The sequence below is a fragment of the Shewanella sp. UCD-KL12 genome, from assembly GCF_001957125.1.
Taxonomy (GTDB): Bacteria; Pseudomonadota; Gammaproteobacteria; order Enterobacterales; family Shewanellaceae; genus Shewanella.
The window spans coordinates 56,463-73,458 of sequence record NZ_MPHJ01000017.1; the positions used below are offsets into that span (position 1 = coordinate 56,463).

Consider the following 16,996-nt stretch of genomic DNA (forward strand, 5'->3'; position numbering starts at 1 on the left):
CAACCAAAGGGGGAGTAATGCACGAATTTTTACTTAACAACAGGGATTAAATTGAACCTTCAAGCTTCTAGAAGATCAATAACCATTGGCCTCTCTGTCTGGAGAAAACATTTCACCAGGCACACGGTAAACGTTAGTCAGCATAGTGCCATCAGCTTTAAGCTCCAATAATCGATAACCTGGCTGTAGTGCATCAAGCGCAAAATAAGAAGATTGCGGTTTAAACTGAATACAGGTTGAAGGTGTCGCCATCAAACGAATAGGACCATGAGTGCCTTGATGATTTTGGTCTAACTCTTGATGAACATGACCCCATAGCAGACCTTTTACTTGAGGAATTTGTGAAACCTGTTCGATAAAGTCGCTACCATTATCCATACAATGTTGATCTAGCCATTGGCAATTAACCAAAATAGGGTTGTGATGCATAACCAATAAGGTATGTCGATCTGGCTGATCAGCAACAGCACTTTTGATGATCTCAATTTCAGAATCGGCCATATGGCCGCCAGGCTTACCTCTTACCGTAGAGTCAAGCATGATAATTTGCCAACGACCAGCGAGTACTCTTCGCTGTCCATATACCCTAGGCCCTTGCATATTAAGTCGCATGACTCTTGGATCGTCATGATTTCCAGGTAGGTAATGGCATGGGAGATCAAGGGGCTCTATTGCACGCACAAAATTATGATACGACTCACCGGAGTAGTCCTGACTGATATCGCCAGTCGCAAGCATAAAGTGCGCTGGATAATGTACAGCTCTGATAGTATCAAGCACAGAATCTAAGCTTTTAGCAGTATTCACCCCTAAAAGTTGAGCGCTAGGATCGGCAAAAAGATGCGGATCCGTAACTTGTACGATTCTTACACTTGCATCCTCACCAAGAGAATAAGAGATAGCCTCTTTTAACACTATAAATAAACCCTAAGATTCAGCCAAACAAACAACACTCGTGTGGTTATCAATCCTTAATAACTCTTCAAGAAAAGCATTGACCTGAAACTTCTCATCACGATGGTGCATACGTATATTTGGATAATCATATACTGGACTGAGTTGATAAATCTGTCGACTAGTTAACACTTCTGCTAATTTAGCATCGTGATAAACACGAACTATCATCTTTGGTGTATCAACATGGTTAGTGCTGCCAACATCTCTTGATATATCGATAAGCTGAGTATAAGCGGTATTTTCAAGCAACTTTACATTTAAACAGCCATATTCTCCCTCAACTTGCCAATGTGCTCCCTGTTTCGAGCCATTAGGTAGCCATCGAAGGATATGATAATAATTTCGACCACAAAGCGCTAGAAACCTATTTATATTAGGCTGATAGCGTTTTGGGTTTAAACTAGATGCACTGCTCACGAGCCATTATTCCTCTTAGTTAACTTAAGTTGCTTGGTTCTAGGCCTGGATGTTAGAAGGTTCTAGGCCTGGGTGTTAAAAGGTTCTAGGTTCTAGGTTCTAGGTTCTAGGTTCTAGGTTCTAGGTTCTAGGTTCTAGGTTCTAGCATTATTAAATCGGTACATCCATCAATTACACTTATCACTTATCAGTTATTTTCACGTAATCTATGGTGATTCAGCTCTACCACTGAAGACCAATTACTGTTGACGCATTATTTAATTGATACATCCATCAATTACATTTCTCACTCAACTTTACGCAGACTCCGATAGTTCAGCTCTAACCATTGAAGGCCTATTACTGTTGACGCATTATTAAATTGATACGTCCATCAATTACACTTGTCACTTGTCACTTGTCTTCACGTAACCTCTGGTGATTCAGCTCTAACCACTGAAGACCTATTACTGTTGACGCATTATTAATTGTACCATCAATTACTAATTTATAGGCTTGCTCTCGACTGAATACATGAACTTGTATATCTTCATCCTCCTCATCTAAGCCATGTATCCCTTTAGCTTTACTAGCGTCAACTTTAGCCCAGAAAAAATCAAACTGCTCACTCGTTCCGCCTGGGCTGGCAAAATAACTAGAAATTCTCGCGATCTCATCGGCTTCTACACCAGCCTCCTCAAACAACTCTCTACGCGCAACTTGCTCAGAGGTTTCGCCTTTCTCAATCATCCCAGCGACTAGCTCAAACATCCAAGGCGTCGTAGATTTTCCATGGGAGGGAATACGGATCTGCTCTATTAGCACCACTTCATCGGTTATTGGGTCATAGGGCAGAACCACAACAGCATCACCGCGCTCAAAAACTTCCCTTTCAACTTCTTCGCTCCAACCACCTTTAAACAGTTTATGTTTGAATCGATATAGGTCTATGGAAAAGAATCCTTTAAATATTCTCTCTTTAGCTATCATGTCTACATCTTGCTGACCAAACTTCCGCTTCATAACTGTTCTCCGCCTATGCTCAATCCGGTATCAAATCGTACTTAAATTTGTGTAAAAAAGTAGTCTAAAAGACTGTGAAGCCGATTTCGATGTAAATCGCATAATAAAGATCAAAAACTGTTACACTTCCAAGTTGACTTAAAAACAGGTAATTTCTTAAAATCTATGTCTTAATAGCTATCTAGATATTTTGGCTAGCAGGCTTAGGCCTTTAAGTTTTGATGTATCGGGAAGCGTCGGGAAGCGCAAACCGCCTCACAGCTAGTGTGAGGTACTACTTAACTCAATAAGTTAAACCGCTCCTCCACTGGAGGATTTTGTCTAAAAGGACAACCAATGAAATTCAAGATCCGAACGATATGTGCAGCACTCACACTTGCAGCTACAACTTCAGCTGTTCAGGCCGACGATCTATTGCAGATATATCAACAAGCATTGACCAGTGACCCTATCGCGCTACAGGCACAAGCTCAGCGTGATGCTCTGTACGAGCAAATTGAAGAAAACCGTGCACCATTACTACCAACAATCAGTGCCAGTGTCGGTTACGGAAAAAGCTGGCAAAATGTTTCTGACAGTGAATACAGCAGCGGCCTAAATGCTGGTGTTACATTGAACCAGGTTATCTATGATCATAGCGCTTGGGTTGGATTAAGCTTAGCTGAGCTTGCAGCTTCTCAAGCGGATGCCGCTTACGCATCTTCGCTACAGACACTGATTATCCGCGTCACTAGCGCTTACTTCGATGTGTTATCAGCAAAAGATAATTTCGAATTTAAGGGCTCAGAGAAACGCGCTATTGAGCGTCAGCTTGAACAGACTAAGCAACGTTTCGCAGTTGGTTTAACCGCTATCACTGACGTACATGAAGCTCAGGCTCAGTTCGATTTAGCTCGCGCATCAGAGATTTTGGCTGAAAACCAGTTGATCAACAGTTACGAAGCACTTCGTGAGATCACTGGAATCGACCATAAGCAGATCAATATCTTAGACACTAACCGCTTCAGTGCTGTGACACCATCACCAGCAATGCCTAACGATTGGTTAAAGATGGCTGAAACGAACAGCGTTGATTTAATGACGACTCGAATCGGTAAAGATATCGCACAAGAAACCATTAGCCTTTATAAAGCCGGCCATATGCCGTCGCTTAACTTAAATGCAGGTTACACCACGAATCTTGAGCAAAAGAATCAAACTGAAAACTTAAGTGACTACGACAATGCAAACGTCGCACTCACCTTAAGTGTACCGCTTTTCGAAGGATTTAAAGTCACCTCGAAAGTCAATCAAGCACAATACCAGTATGTTGAAGCTAGCGAGAAGATGGAACAAACCTACCGCAAGGTGGTTAAAGACGTTCGAAATAACTTCAACAACGTTGGTGCATCGATTAGCTCAATTCGAGCATATGAGCAATCAGTTGTCTCTTCAGAGAGTGCACTAAAAGCGACTCAAGCTGGTTTTGAAGTCGGTACGCGTACCATTGTAGATGTACTAAACCGTACTCGTGACCTTTATGACTCTAAACGTCAGCTTTCAGATGCACGTTATGGCTACATCAACTCAATCCTAGCGCTAAAACAGGCTGCAGGTACTCTGAATGAAGATGATGTTATCGCCATCAACAATGGCTTAATCGCTGAGACTGTGGCGCCGTAATTTAATACATTGGCAAGCTAGTCTTAAAAAACCGTCACGCTTAGGCTTGACGGTTTTTTTATATGTGAACGCCAACACTCGGCTTGCGTATTATTGAGCCCACCTACTGATAGTCGGTAGTTTTGGGCTGAAAATAAAAAACCGCCTTGCGGCGGTTTAACTGACTCAGTGACGAGTTAAGTTAGAACGAGAGCTCAACACCCGCAAAGTAACCTTTAAACTGGGTATTGGTTGTTACACCATTAAAATCATTTACATCAAAGTTGAAGTCACGGTAACCAACACGTACTTTAGTATCTACGGCTGTACCATCAAACTGCCAACCTAGACCGACAGAGTAATCATATACACTCGTTTCATCGACACCAATCATAACATCAGCAAAACCGTATAAGCCTAGACCTGGAATACCAACCTGTGCATCGGCATATGCCATTACAATGCCGCTATCTAGCTCTTTCTCAGCGTTAATGCGTCCATTAGTCACAGTATCATTCACACGGAATGAGCCATGCATCTTCTTGTATGCCGCACCAAGATCCAGCGCAACCATATCATTGTCTAGTAGTTCATAGTAAAGCACGAAATCAGTATTACTTAAGTCACTAGAACTCTTGATATCACCATTAAATGTTTGACCACCAAATTTAAAATCATCAGCAACAGCACTTCCTGATGCCTCTAAACGATTTTCTCTAATTTTAAAGTTTGGAATAATTGGAATACCGTGCTCTACCGCAACCCAGATGCTACCTTGTGAAGAGGAGCTATAGTTAAAGTCTTGCTGAGGCTGACCACTCTCAGCAAATGTTCCGCTGGTATCCGCCTTCCAGTAATCGCCACCGACTTTAAAACCGATCAATGATGCTGCTTGTGCAGAAGTCCCAACGAGCGATCCTAATAGCGCACATGCAAGAAGTGTTTTTTTCATTTTAAAATTAACCTTTAGTCAATAAATTTGTAAGGTCTATCACCGCAGCGTTTGCGCGGGAGATATAATTTGCCATCACCAAAGAGTGATTAGCGACTACGCCGAAACCCGAACCATTAAGTATTATCGGACTCCAGACAGATTGTTGTGTCTCTTCCAGTTCGCGAATAATCTGTTGCAAACTGACTTCGGCATTCTTTTTACGCAAAACATCAGCAAAATCAACTTCAATAGCTTTCATGAAGTTTAGTAATGCCCAAGTAGCGCCACGAGTTTCATAAAAAACATCATCGATTTTCCACCAGCTCGTCTTGATCTGTTGACTCGCTAGGTTAGGGGTCGACTGACTCGCCTCACTATCGCCTGCTAAATCTGTATTTAAGCGCTCTTGCCCAACGCTAGCCGATAAACGCTGCGACATACTACCAAGACGTTTTTGTACCTCTTTAAGCCATTCATTGAGGTTATCAGCCCGCGCATAAAACTGTGCCTGTTGATTATTGGTATCAGCTATCTTTGCCCGATACACTTTCAACAACTTAATAGCATCTTTGTACTCACCCTCTGCACTCGGCACTAACCAACTTGTGTGCTCAATATTGAGCTTAGAGTGAGCTGCAAGTAGATCTTTGTCTGCGGTAGATTGCGATTGTGAACGACTAAACTCTTTACGCATTATCAGCGCTAAGTCTCGCGCTTGCTCTAGTGCGCCAAACTCAAAGGCAGGCATATTATCCATGAATACTGATGGTGGGGTGACATCATTAGATAACCAACCACCACTCTTATTGAGCAAGGCCTCCATAGTGGCGATCAGAGAGGTTGTGGTCGCATAACCCACAACTTGCGTTCCTGACTCATTACTAAGCTGCTGAGGTTCAATGACATCAGGCTCAATACTCCACCATACACTCACTAAATACCCAACCAGCAAGATAACCGCAGCTATCCCAGCCCATTTTTTCCATGTCATTTGCATCTAATACACTCCTTTGACTCTATTCAAGAAATTAGTGGTGATGGTGATGATGGTCGTCAGTTTTTGTCATCGCTTGCTTGCTAACCATTAGGCTAACAGGCAGCTGTGAGCCATCATCGAACTTAAGCGTTAACTGAACAGGTTTACCAGAAACTAGAGGCTGCTTAAGACCAAGCAACATAATGTGCTGACCAGACTCACTCAGAGTTAGCCTGCCATGCTGCGGGATAGGAAAACTTTCCACTTCTCGCATCTTAACCATGCCATCCTCTTCGATGACGGTATGCAATTGAGCATCTTTAACAAAATCAGCATCAACAGCAATCAAGTTAATTGCTGGTCCATGGTTTTCCAGAGTTAAGTAAGCAGCGGTGTTTGGCACACTCGGAGGCATAGCTCTAACTTGCCCATCAACAAGCACAACATTCGCCATAACCGAAAATGATGCACTACATAGTAGAACAAAGTTAAACATGTGTTTGAATATTTGCTTCAATGTCTTAAACTCCATTTTAACTCCCATTCGTCTTAGAGGAAAAACGCAATGAGTACAATTCAGGTTAAGGATGAGCAAGGCGTAAGAATTATCACTATTAATCGCCCTGAAAAGCGTAATGCTCTCAGCCTTGAGATGTATACTAGCCTCACAGAATACCTTATCCAAGGTGAGACAGACAACGCAATTCACTCCTTTTTAATTAAAGGTCAGCAGGATTGTTTTACCTCAGGCAATGATGTAGCAGACTTTTTAAAAAATAGTAACTTAGACAGTGATCACCCTGCCTTTAACTTTCTATTCAACTTGCTGGATTTGAAAAAACCACTGGTTGCTGCAGTTACAGGTGCTGCAGTAGGTATTGGTACGACACTACTACTGCATTGTGACCTTGTTTATGCCGATACGACTGCAAAGTTTCAATTACCATTTGTTAACTTAGCCTTAGTACCTGAAGCCGGAGCTAGCCTTTTACTTCCACGACTCGTTGGACCACAAAAAGCCTCAGAACTTCTGTTACTTGGTGAGAGCTTTAATGCAGAAACAGCAAAAACACTGAATATTATCAATGATGTTATACCATCAGATACCATTTTTGAGTTTGCACTAGCGCAAGCAGTCAAGTTGGCTAAACAGCCTCCACAAGCTTTGCAAGCTAGCCGCTCACTTATCCGTGGAGATAAAGAATCTATTCGTCAGCAGATGGAAAAAGAGTTAGCGCAGTTTGCGGTAAGGTTACAAAGTGAAGAGGCAAAAGCGCGTTTTCAAGCTTTTCTAGCCAAAGGATAATATAAGGCTAATGATAACTGGGCGAGTCGGCCTGTTTTAGCTGAAGGAATTAAACCTTTTATCTAATCAAACTGACTTGCTTGGCCTATTCCCCACGCTGCTAAAATCAATAATAAAATAGGCCATAATAGCGATGCACCAGAGAAAATCATAATCAGTGCCGCACCTATACTTAGCGCCACAACCAAGGCAATAACACTAAAAGCTAAGGTTAACCAAAGCAAAATAATCAAAAGAATGATGGAGGTGACAGCTAACGCCCATAAACCAATATCTATCCACAAAGCGGGCTCTAAACTGAGCATTGCTTCAGTAAAAAAATGCGGTTTTCCCCATGTTTGAAACGCTGTAACAGTCAATGCCAAAATTAACGCGAAAACACTAAATGCGATAAAGGTGTTTAAGGTTCGAGAAAGTCGACTCTGGCGCTGCTGCTCTATCTGTTTTTTCAAACCTTAGCTTCCCACTTAGGCAAAATTAGCGCTAAAACAAAGTAAGCTAAGAGACCCAAAGCTGGATTCATTATTACTGCTATCGCCCAAACCACGCGAGTCCATAAGCATGACCAATCAAATTTATCAGCCATCATTGCAGCAACACCACACACCAAACTTCTCGGTCGTTTCATTCTGCGTATATATCTATCTGTCGAGTTAAAGCTATTCATATATATCCCGTAAAACCAATAGTTTGCAAATTATTTAATCTTGCACCTTATGCCAACGAAAAGTACAAACACATAGAGCACAAAGTGCAAAACTAACAACGGGCATCAAGAGTAATGTGGCTATACCTGAAACAAACCACATAGTTACTCCTTAACCATTGCACTAGTGATTGCCTTTTCTGATGTCTCTTGCGCTAATTGACTCTCTACATCATTTTCCTCGACTTCGAACATAGCTTCAGAAAGTTGAGTTTGAAGAGATAGGCTTAACTCTCTTTGAGCTACTTGCATCATATCTTGCATCTGAGCAGAGATATTTTTTTCAAGGTTACTAGTTAAGTCTGCAGGAATAAGCGTGTCAGCATTAGCACTCATACTTGCTCCCATCATCACAGCAACTAATAAAGATGTTTTAGCGATTTTACTTACTGATAAATTAAACATGGTGTCTTCCTTTTCATTTTGTCTTGCGATTAAGGTTATCTACATATTAGGTAATGCGAGCAGCGTGCCAACTTTAAATAAAGTATTAAAATCACTAAATAACAACAACTTGAGGAGTTTACTATTCAAAGAAAGGGAAGATGAGATAGGAAGGTAAATAAGATATTAGTAATTTTCACCATGGGCTGGTGAAAATTACTACATTAATAAAGATCGCATTATTTTAGGTAATAAAAAACCGCCAAATGGCGGTTTATTTATGGAAATCCCAAGCTATAAACTCATGCTTTTTCTTGCCTGTTCAATGACTTCAATGCCCGCACCTGGCTTATGAGCATTTTCACTAATATAACGCCTCCATGAGCGTGAACCTGGCTCTCCTTGAAACATTCCAGTCATATGGCGACTAATGTGATTGAGGCGCCCGCCCATCTGCAGATGTTTCTCTATATAGGGAATAAATTTCTCTAAAACAGCATCACGACTCAACACAGGTTTATCTATACCACAAAGCTGCTGATCGACTTCAGCTAACATATAGGGATTTTGATAGGCTTCACGGCCAACCATAACACCATCAAGGTGCTGCAAATGTTCACGGCACTCCTCAAGGGTTTTAACCCCACCATTGATAGAGATACTCAAGTGCGGGTAATCTTGCTTAAGCCGATAGGCACGATCGTAATCTAATGGTGGGATCTCTCGATTTTGTTTCGGACTCAGTCCCTGTAACCAGGCCTTACGTGCATGCACTATAAACGTATCACAACCAACATCACTAACCGTTTCAACAAATTCAGTAAGGAATTCGTAGCTATCTTGATCGTCGATCCCGATACGCGTTTTGACCGTAACAGGAATATCTACAACTTGCTTCATTGCAGTGACACACTCAGCGACTAACTTAGGTTCAGCCATTAAGCAGGCACCAAAGCGCCCGTTTTGAACACGATCTGAAGGACAGCCTACGTTTAGGTTTATCTCATCATAACCACGCTCTAACGCTAACTTAGCGCATGTAGCTAAGTCTTGAGGGTTTGAACCACCTAACTGCAGTGCCAGTGGGTGCTCTTCGCTGTTATAAGCAAGGTAATCGCCCTTACCGTGAATAATCGCCCCAGTAGTAACCATTTCGGTATAAAGCAGTAGCTCAGCAGACATTAGTCGAGCCAAGTAACGGTAATGTCTATCAGTCCAATCCAACATGGGGGCAATGGAGAAGGTGCGATTGATTTGTGACAAATGTGCAGCACTTGATTTAGAGCTAGATGACATAATTTTCTTTAACCTGGTTGACTAACTTTTTAGACTCAACTCGAGTAATACCTAATGAGGACGAGTTTGCTTCATGGAGCCGGGCGCGCATTTTACACCGAGTCAGACCATGAAACAAATTTAGTCTAAAGCGCAATCTTGTTTTTACTAGGCAGATAAAAAAATGAAGCTAAAACAAAAATAGCCTAAGCTTTATGAAGGTGTATATGCGATAGTCTTAACCGCATGTTATTAGCCCTTAAAGCGCCAACAACGGAACTTTTTATGAACGTAAATTTCATTAACCCTTTCCTGGAGTCTTTGCTAAACGTCATCTCAACCATGGCAAATATGCAGCTCACTCCTGGTAAGCCAAAAATAAAAACAGACAATTTAGCTAAAGGTGATGTTTCAGGCCTGATCGGTATGGTTGGTCCTCAAACTAAAGGCTCCCTCTCAATCACTTTCGAGCAAGGTTTAATTTTAGAGATCATGCAAAATATGCTTGGTGAGAACCCAGGTGAGATAAATGATGAAATAACCGACCTAGTGGGTGAGATAACCAATATGGTCACTGGGGGCGCAAAGAATATATTAGGGGATAAAGGTTATGACTTTGAGATGGCAACCCCTGTTGTTGTAGCTGGGCTAGGTCATCGCATCTCACATAAAGCTGATGGTAAAAAAATCATCATGCCCTTCACCAGTCCTCATGGCTCTGCATATATAGAGATCTGCTTCGAAACATAACAATCTTGGTCTACTTACCTAAATAGCCTCTTTTGGCTGTTTAGGTAAATGTAAGTGAGCATTAGAACGGCTGATTAACCATAACCCAAAACTGGTTAGAGTCTTCACCATAGGCAACCTCAGCTCGTACAACGACGCTCTCAACCTCAAACCTTGCGCCTAAACCCACAGTCCACTTCATATCATCATGCAGCTCACTGGCGCTGAAGTTTTCTGCAACTTGTCCAGCCTCAGCAAATACCACCCACTGCCACCAAGGTAGATCATAGAGGTTAAACACTGGAAGTGTCTGCAATGGCTGCCACTCAGGCTGAACACGATACTCAGCAGAATAGAGAACGGCACTACGACCAACAAACTGCTTGCTTGAATAACCCCTTAGATGATCAAATCCACCTAAGCTCACCCCAGCAAATGAAGGCGGTCGCTGATACTGCCCACTCCCCTCATCATAATCATTCCAAGTAGGGGTATCGGCAAGATAAAAATTTAATGCCAAGGTCTGCTGAGGAAACCAGTCACTTCCTCCTAGTGAGAAAAAAGCACTCTGCTCAAATTCCCATGTTGTCCAGCTTTCGCGGTTATCTGTAGGATCACTTGAGCTCGAACCAAAATCACGGCTCACCGTTAAGCTTGTTTGACCGCCACGAGTACTGTTTTTACCATTATCACGATTGTCCCAATCAAGCTTTAACTCTAAGCCTTGAGCTTTACTCGGTAAAAAATCATAGCCTACAAGTTCTTGGGTTTTTACGAATGGCGTTAACTCGATACTGGTCACCCCAGAGTGACGCGGATCCCAGCTGTGGTTGTCGTTATTACGTGATGGCATCATACTTCTTGCCGCACCATTAGCGCCCTTCCCCCAAGGTACGACATATTTAAAATGTAACTTTGAATAGCTTTCATCACCAACGGTGGTCACACGCTCGGTAGAAATAGGCTCCAATGAGCTAACTTCACCCGCAGCGCTATCGGGAACGAAGTAGATACCTTGCTTATAATTGGCCCGATAAAACTCTCCCGAAAATAACCATTGATCCAGCTTTGGTAGCTGATAACTATTCACCCCCAGATAGCTGACCCAACTATCATTTTTACTATAGAGTCCAATGCCAAGAACAGAAGCTTGAGGTTGGCCTGCATGCTTAATCACGCCTGCACCACCAACTGTCGTACTTAGCGTCTCCGTAGAAAAAATAAAAGGAACAGCAACAAATTCTGGCTCATACTTTGACTTGCTGTTTTTGTCATTAGCTTCACCGCTAATCTCAGGCTCGACAGTGTTACCACTATTAGCCTCTAGATTAACCCCGACACTCGGAGATACCTCGGCCTTCGCTAACGCTATAACCGAGACATATAGAAAGAAGAAAAGAAAAACTGATCTTGTTTGATATTGCAAAAGGTATTCTCAATTCGGTTTAGAACATCCAGCTCAAAAACCGATACTACTCAGAAATTATTGCTACATGCTATTCCATGCACACAGCAACACGAGGGGTAAGTTTAGTCACCAACTCATAGGCAATAGTGCCAATATGTTCAGCGACTAATTCAACAGGTAGTGCTCTGCCCCATAATACCGCTTCATCACCTATCGCATCGACAGAGTCGAACCCTAAATCTACCGTCAGCATATCCATAGAAACTCGCCCAACAATGGGGACTAATCGACCATTAACCCATACTGGCGTACCTTCAGGCGCATTTCTTGGGTAGCCATCGCCATAACCGATAGCAACGACCCCTAATACGGTATCTGACTTAGCTTTCCAAAAGCTGCCATAACCAACTGGCTCACCCGCTTTATGATCACGTACAGCAATCAGCTGTGACACGAGTTTCATCGCAGGTATTAAGCCATGGTTTACGCCTAAATCGCCAATCACTGGAGAAACTCCATAGAGCGCAATACCAGGCCTTATCCAATCACCATGGCTTTTAGGCCAATAAAGAGTGCCAGCCGAGTTAGCAAGTGTATAGTCACCTGGTGAATTATTTGTCAATTGTTTGAAGATTGTCATCTGTTTGCTGGTGCAGGGATTATCTGGTTCATCGGCACAAGCAAAATGAGACATTAATTTTATAGGCTTAGCAACTTGTGGCATCGCTTCTAAACGAGCATAGACCTCATCAAACTGTTCGGGCGTAAAGCCTAACCTGTGCATACCTGTGTCAACTTTTAGCCATACTGCAACAGGTGCCGCGAGCTCTGCTTTCTCAAGCATGTCGAGTTGCACTTCATTGTGAATAACCGTCTCAATATTGTGTTCCACGAGAGTCTGTAGATCGACACTCCTGAAAAAGCCTTCAAGAAGAATTAGCTTGGCATTTATACCACCGTCACGTAGTGCGAGGGCTTCCTCTAATCTGGCTAGGCCAAATCCATCGGCATCTTCCATACATTGGGCTACATTTAACAAGCCATGACCGTAACCATTAGCTTTAACAACCGCCATGACTTTACTTTCAGGCGCGATTTGACGCAGACGTGCTAAATTGTTCTTGAGTGCTTCACAGCTGATCTCTGCACGTGGAAATGGCTTCAATGAATAACCTTATTGTTTAAAGCAACAGAAACAGTCAGCACTTTAAATTAGTAAAAAATATGGGCAACAAATCTATCTAGAGTTCAGCCAATGATCAATTGACAGCCCTCTATATGAATCAAGTTTAATCTTGGTTTAGGGTAAGCGCAGTGCACTCACCCAAACACTAAAGCAACCATAGAGTCATTAATCTTCTTCGAACTGAGGACCTGCATAATTGTCGAATCGAGAGAATTGACCTTGGAAGGTTAAAGGTACACGCCCAATAGGGCCGTTACGTTGCTTACCGATAATAATCTCAGCAACGCCTTTATGCTCAGAGTCATCGTTATAAACTTCGTCACGATAGATGAACATAATTAAATCCGCATCTTGCTCAATCGCACCTGATTCACGCAAATCTGAGTTAACGGGTCGCTTATCGGCACGTTGCTCCAATGAGCGGTTTAGCTGAGACAGAGCTACAACGGGTATTTCTAACTCTTTAGCTAGCGCCTTGAGTGAGCGAGATATCTCTGAGATCTCCAATGTACGGTTATCTTTTAATGCGGGTACTTGCATCAACTGCAGGTAATCGATCATGATCATGGATAATCCACCATATTCACGTGCGATTCGCCTTGCCCGGCTTCGAACATCGGTCGGAGTCAGACCTGAGCCATCATCAATGTACATCTTCCCCTGCTCGAGCATGATCCCCATAGTTGAAGAAACACGAGCCCAATCATCGTCATCAAGCTGACCAGTACGGATCTTAGTTTGATCGACTCGGCCCAATGAGGCCAACATACGCATCATGATCTGCTCAGAGGGCATCTCCAAGCTAAAAATAAGCACAGGTTTATCTTCGTTGAGCGCTGCCGCTTCGCACAAGTTCATCGCAAAGGTTGTCTTACCCATAGATGGACGAGCTGCAACAATAATCAAATCACCAGACTGAAAGCCTGCAGTCATTTTATCTAAATCACCAAAACCGCTTGATACCCCAGTAACACCGCCTGTAGGGTTATTGTAAAGCTCCTCAATCTTATCGACTGTTTTCTCTAGGATAGCTTTTATCCCTTCAGGACCTTCGTTGGCATTGGCGCGAGATTCTGCAATCTTAAATACTTTGGTTTCAGCAAGATCGAGTAGTTCACTGGAGTTACGTCCCTCAGGGTTGAAACCAGCATCAGCAATCTCATTGGCAACCTTAATCATGTCGCGTACCACAGCACGTTCACGCACAATTCCAGCATAAGAGAGAATGTTACCCGCACTCGGTGTGTTTTTAGCTATTTCACCGAGGTACGCAAAGCCGCCAGCATCTTCTAGCTGGTCTTCTACTTCAAGCTGCTCTGATACAGTGATTAAATCAATCGGATGGCCATCACCAGTTAAGGTTGCCATTGCAGTAAAGATCATCTTATGGGAGCGTGAATAGAAATCTTCAGCCACAACCGCTTCAGCCACCCTATCCCAAGCATCTGAATCCAACATCAATCCACCAAGCACAGATTGCTCAGCTTCTAAAGAATGCGGCGGCATCTTGAGTGCATCCATCTGGATATCTTTAGGCTTTTGTTTCGCCTTAAACGGACCTTGCTGTGACATTTAATCTCCAAACTTCCAACGATTACACAAAAATATGATATAAAACTGGCTCAATAAAAACAGGAAATACACAACTTCCTATCCAAACAACAAATAAAACAAGGAATCACTATGCGCAATGCATTGATCTCAGCAGTGATGCTGTCATCTGGTGTCGTATTGGCATCGAGCCAGGTACTTGCAGATGAAGGGCAATGGCAGCCTTATCAAATGCCATCGATTGCAGACAAGCTTAGCGAAAGAGGGATAGCGATCCCAGCCGAGCAATTGGCCGATCTAACCCAATATCCGATGAATGCTGTTGTCGGACTCGGCTATTGTACTGCCAGTTTCGTCTCGCCCCAAGGGTTAGTTGTCACAAACCATCACTGTGCGTACCGAGCCATTCAATACAACAGCAAAAAACAGCACAATTATATTGCCGATGGCTTCTTGGCAACAAGCAAAATCGATGAGCCGACTGCTGGGCCTAATGAAAGATTATACATTACTGAGGATGTCAGTGATGTCACAGAGCAAGTAACTAAAGCGTTAAGCCAAGATCCTTTAGTCCGCTATGAAGAGATACAGTCAAACAGAAAGTCACTCATCAAAAGCTGTGAGAGTGATGATAACTACCGCTGCTCAGTAAGAAGCTTCCATAATGGCTTAGAGTATTACCTAATTAAGCAGTTGATTATTCGAGATGTGCGTCTCGTATATGCACCACCAGAAAGTGCTGGCGCATTTGGCGGCGATATCGATAACTACGAATACCCTCGTCATTCAGCGGACTTTACCTTTCTACGTGCCTATGTTGGCAAAGATGGTAAGCCCGCACAGTTCAGTAAAGACAATGTCCCATACCAGCCAAAGAGCTACCTAAAGATAAACGCTGATGGTGTAAAATCGGGTGACGGTGTATTTGTCGCAGGCTACCCAGGATCAACGAGTCGTTATCGCTTAACAAGCGAGCTTAAATTTGCCAGTGACTGGCTCTACCCTACATTAGCTGAACGTTACCAGCTACGCATAGACACAATTGAGACCATGAGTGCGGCAGATAAAGAGGTAAAAATTAAATATGCAGGCTCACTAGCAGGCATGGCTAACCGCATGAAAAAGTACAATGGTCTCCTCGATGGCTTTAAGGCTACCGATATCACCGCCATCAAACAAAGTCGTGAAGATGGCTTTAAGCAATGGCTGGCAACAGATAAGACCTACCAGTCATACCAGACTCAATTCGATACGTTAGAAAGCTTACTGGCACAGAAACGTATTGATAGTCAGACACGTTACTACTTCGAAAATGCACAAAGTAGTGCATTACTTGCAGCAGCTAACAAGCTTTATCGTTTAGCCAAAGAGAAAGCTAAGCCGGATGCTGAGCGTGAAGAGGGTTATCAAGAGCGAGATATGAAGATGTTTAAAGCTCGTCTCAAGCGCATCGACTCTAGCTTTGATATCACAGTGGATAAAACCTTATGGCTTCAAGATCTAAAGGCGTATAAGGCACAAGATAATAGAGTGGCCGCACTCGACGCTATATTGCTCGATAATAACAAGGTCTCTTTATCTGAAAAGCTCGATGGTCTTTATTCATTGACCTCGCTGATCGAGCCTGAAAAGCGATTAGCCTGGATGGATGCCGATGTTAATGCATTTGAAACCAGTGCCGATCCTTTCATCCGTCTGGCCGTTGCACTCTATGACACTAATATGGTGCAGGAAAAGGACAAGAAGACACTAGCTGGGCAGCTTTCTCAAGCCCGCCCTGACTATATGAAAGCTGTTATCGCCTACTATAAAGCGAATAACTGGCCTGTTTACCCTGATGCCAATGGCACACTACGCATCAGCTATGGCATGGTCGATGGTTATCAGTCACGAGATGCACTCTACAAACAGCCATTCACACGACTCGAAGGGATAACGGCTAAGCATACTGGCATTGAACCTTTTAATGCACCGCAGAAGCTTTTAGATGCAATTGAAGCTAAGCAGTATGGGACTCATAAAGTTGAAACCGTATACCAAGATCCCGCATCTTGGTTATGCCGCTTATTCTCCTGTCTAGATAAGCCTGAAAGCTTTGGCTCTGTCCCCGTTAACTTCCTCTCCAGCGTCGATACCACTGGCGGTAACTCTGGCTCGCCAGTATTTAATGGCAAAGGTGAGCTAGTCGGTCTTAACTTCGACTCTACCTATGAAGCTATCACTAAAGATTGGTTCTTTAACCCGACCATTACACGCGCTGTACATGTAGATTTTCGCTACATCCTCTGGATGATGGATGAAGTCGACCATGCTGATAACTTACTTAAAGAGTTAGAGCTAGTACGTAACTAGTACTAAGAATGCAGTACCAAGGAATTGATAAAACCACCTACGGGTGGTTTTTTGTTACTAGCAACAGCAGCGAGCTTAAGACAAAGTAAAGAAAGCCACGAGTATCGAGTTCAAGCTCGTAGCTCGCCAGTATATTTCAGGCATAAAAAAACACCGCCTAATCAGATTAGTG

17 protein-coding genes are annotated in these 16,996 nt (G+C 43.0%); 4 read left to right on the plus strand and 13 right to left on the minus strand.

Annotated features, from left to right (window positions below; translation table 11 throughout):
- Positions 1–75: 75 nt before the first annotated feature.
- From cpdA to nudF, 3 genes are all read right to left on the minus strand, one after another.
- Positions 76–915: a 3',5'-cyclic-AMP phosphodiesterase gene (gene cpdA, locus BM736_RS20910; protein WP_076415789.1), complete on the minus strand. Its 840-nt coding sequence runs from the start codon at positions 913–915 to the stop codon at positions 76–78.
- Positions 916–927: 12 nt separating this feature from the next.
- Positions 928–1,374 (minus strand): DUF1249 domain-containing protein, encoded by a 447-nt coding sequence (locus tag BM736_RS20915; protein ID WP_076415791.1) that lies wholly within the window; start codon positions 1,372–1,374, stop codon positions 928–930.
- A gap of 393 nt (positions 1,375–1,767) precedes the next feature.
- On the minus strand, positions 1,768–2,376 hold the full coding sequence (gene nudF, locus BM736_RS20920) for an ADP-ribose diphosphatase (RefSeq protein ID WP_076415792.1): 609 nt from the start codon (positions 2,374–2,376) through the stop codon (positions 1,768–1,770).
- 336 nt (positions 2,377–2,712) lie between these two features.
- Here nudF and tolC point away from each other — a divergent pair, with 336 nt between their 5' ends.
- The gene (tolC, locus tag BM736_RS20925) at positions 2,713–4,038 is read left to right on the plus strand and encodes an outer membrane channel protein TolC (RefSeq protein ID WP_076415794.1); all 1,326 of its coding nucleotides are present in this window, start codon (positions 2,713–2,715) and stop codon (positions 4,036–4,038) included.
- Between the two features lie 181 nt (positions 4,039–4,219).
- Here tolC and BM736_RS20930 read toward each other — a convergent pair whose 3' ends face one another.
- The 3 genes from BM736_RS20930 to BM736_RS20940 are packed head-to-tail and all read right to left on the minus strand — an operon-like array spanning position 4,220 to position 6,459.
- Complete coding sequence (locus BM736_RS20930; protein ID WP_076415796.1) at positions 4,220–4,969, minus strand: TIGR04219 family outer membrane beta-barrel protein; 750 nt, start codon at positions 4,967–4,969, stop codon at positions 4,220–4,222.
- A 7-nt stretch (positions 4,970–4,976) separates the two neighbouring features.
- Positions 4,977–5,948: a DUF2333 family protein gene (locus tag BM736_RS20935; RefSeq protein ID WP_076415799.1), complete on the minus strand. Its 972-nt coding sequence runs from the start codon at positions 5,946–5,948 to the stop codon at positions 4,977–4,979.
- Between the two features lie 31 nt (positions 5,949–5,979).
- On the minus strand, positions 5,980–6,459 hold the full coding sequence (locus BM736_RS20940; RefSeq protein WP_076415801.1) for a copper chaperone PCu(A)C: 480 nt from the start codon (positions 6,457–6,459) through the stop codon (positions 5,980–5,982).
- A gap of 33 nt (positions 6,460–6,492) precedes the next feature.
- Between BM736_RS20940 and BM736_RS20945 the strand changes: the two genes are divergently transcribed.
- Positions 6,493–7,233 (plus strand): enoyl-CoA hydratase-related protein, encoded by a 741-nt coding sequence (locus BM736_RS20945; RefSeq protein ID WP_076415803.1) that lies wholly within the window; start codon positions 6,493–6,495, stop codon positions 7,231–7,233.
- A 62-nt stretch (positions 7,234–7,295) separates the two neighbouring features.
- On the opposite strand, the gene BM736_RS20950 is transcribed toward BM736_RS20945, so the two are convergent.
- The 4 genes from BM736_RS20950 to dusA all read right to left on the minus strand — a co-directional run bounded on the left by BM736_RS20950 (position 7,296) and on the right by dusA (position 9,619).
- Positions 7,296–7,685, minus strand: coding sequence for a hypothetical protein (locus BM736_RS20950; protein WP_083700420.1), 390 nt, complete (start codon positions 7,683–7,685; stop codon positions 7,296–7,298).
- The gene (locus BM736_RS20955; RefSeq protein WP_076415805.1) at positions 7,682–7,900 is read right to left on the minus strand and encodes a PspC domain-containing protein; all 219 of its coding nucleotides are present in this window, start codon (positions 7,898–7,900) and stop codon (positions 7,682–7,684) included. Before BM736_RS20955 ends, BM736_RS20950 begins: the two co-directional genes overlap by 4 nt.
- Positions 7,901–8,044: 144 nt before the next feature.
- Positions 8,045–8,344, minus strand: a complete 300-nt coding sequence (locus tag BM736_RS20960; protein ID WP_076415807.1) for a hypothetical protein — start codon at positions 8,342–8,344, stop codon at positions 8,045–8,047.
- A gap of 273 nt (positions 8,345–8,617) precedes the next feature.
- Complete coding sequence (dusA, locus tag BM736_RS20965) at positions 8,618–9,619, minus strand: tRNA dihydrouridine(20/20a) synthase DusA (protein WP_076415810.1); 1,002 nt, start codon at positions 9,617–9,619, stop codon at positions 8,618–8,620.
- A gap of 264 nt (positions 9,620–9,883) precedes the next feature.
- Between dusA and BM736_RS20970 the strand changes: the two genes are divergently transcribed.
- Complete coding sequence (locus BM736_RS20970; RefSeq protein WP_076415908.1) at positions 9,884–10,348, plus strand: chemotaxis protein CheX; 465 nt, start codon at positions 9,884–9,886, stop codon at positions 10,346–10,348.
- Positions 10,349–10,409: 61 nt separating this feature from the next.
- Here the strand turns inward: BM736_RS20970 and BM736_RS20975 are convergent, their stop codons facing one another.
- From BM736_RS20975 to dnaB, 3 genes are all read right to left on the minus strand, one after another.
- On the minus strand, positions 10,410–11,753 hold the full coding sequence (locus BM736_RS20975; RefSeq protein WP_076415812.1) for a hypothetical protein: 1,344 nt from the start codon (positions 11,751–11,753) through the stop codon (positions 10,410–10,412).
- Between the two features lie 70 nt (positions 11,754–11,823).
- Complete coding sequence (alr, locus tag BM736_RS20980; RefSeq protein ID WP_076415814.1) at positions 11,824–12,900, minus strand: alanine racemase; 1,077 nt, start codon at positions 12,898–12,900, stop codon at positions 11,824–11,826.
- A gap of 186 nt (positions 12,901–13,086) precedes the next feature.
- A complete protein-coding gene (dnaB, locus tag BM736_RS20985) occupies positions 13,087–14,493 on the minus strand; it encodes a replicative DNA helicase (protein ID WP_076415816.1) in 1,407 nt (468 codons plus the stop codon).
- A gap of 111 nt (positions 14,494–14,604) precedes the next feature.
- Here dnaB and BM736_RS20990 point away from each other — a divergent pair, with 111 nt between their 5' ends.
- The gene (locus BM736_RS20990) at positions 14,605–16,824 is read left to right on the plus strand and encodes a S46 family peptidase (protein WP_076415818.1); all 2,220 of its coding nucleotides are present in this window, start codon (positions 14,605–14,607) and stop codon (positions 16,822–16,824) included.
- Positions 16,825–16,996: the final 172 nt, after the last annotated feature.

What these genes read in the sequence shown, in the direction of transcription:
- BM736_RS20970 (WP_076415908.1), top strand. Translation starts at nt 9,884, where the DNA reads ATGAACGTAAATTTCATTAACCCTTTCCTGGAGTCTTTGCTAAACGTC.
- tolC (WP_076415794.1), top strand. Translation starts at nt 2,713, where the DNA reads ATGAAATTCAAGATCCGAACGATATGTGCAGCACTCACACTTGCAGCT.
- BM736_RS20945 (WP_076415803.1), top strand. Translation starts at nt 6,493, where the DNA reads ATGAGTACAATTCAGGTTAAGGATGAGCAAGGCGTAAGAATTATCACT.
- BM736_RS20940 (WP_076415801.1), bottom strand. Translation starts at nt 6,459, where the DNA reads ATGGAGTTTAAGACATTGAAGCAAATATTCAAACACATGTTTAACTTT.
- BM736_RS20990 (WP_076415818.1), top strand. Translation starts at nt 14,605, where the DNA reads ATGCGCAATGCATTGATCTCAGCAGTGATGCTGTCATCTGGTGTCGTA.
- BM736_RS20960 (WP_076415807.1), bottom strand. Translation starts at nt 8,344, where the DNA reads ATGTTTAATTTATCAGTAAGTAAAATCGCTAAAACATCTTTATTAGTT.
- BM736_RS20955 (WP_076415805.1), bottom strand. Translation starts at nt 7,900, where the DNA reads ATGAATAGCTTTAACTCGACAGATAGATATATACGCAGAATGAAACGA.
- dnaB (WP_076415816.1), bottom strand. Translation starts at nt 14,493, where the DNA reads ATGTCACAGCAAGGTCCGTTTAAGGCGAAACAAAAGCCTAAAGATATC.
- BM736_RS20930 (WP_076415796.1), bottom strand. Translation starts at nt 4,969, where the DNA reads ATGAAAAAAACACTTCTTGCATGTGCGCTATTAGGATCGCTCGTTGGG.
- BM736_RS20935 (WP_076415799.1), bottom strand. Translation starts at nt 5,948, where the DNA reads ATGCAAATGACATGGAAAAAATGGGCTGGGATAGCTGCGGTTATCTTG.
- dusA (WP_076415810.1), bottom strand. Translation starts at nt 9,619, where the DNA reads ATGTCATCTAGCTCTAAATCAAGTGCTGCACATTTGTCACAAATCAAT.
- nudF (WP_076415792.1), bottom strand. Translation starts at nt 2,376, where the DNA reads ATGAAGCGGAAGTTTGGTCAGCAAGATGTAGACATGATAGCTAAAGAG.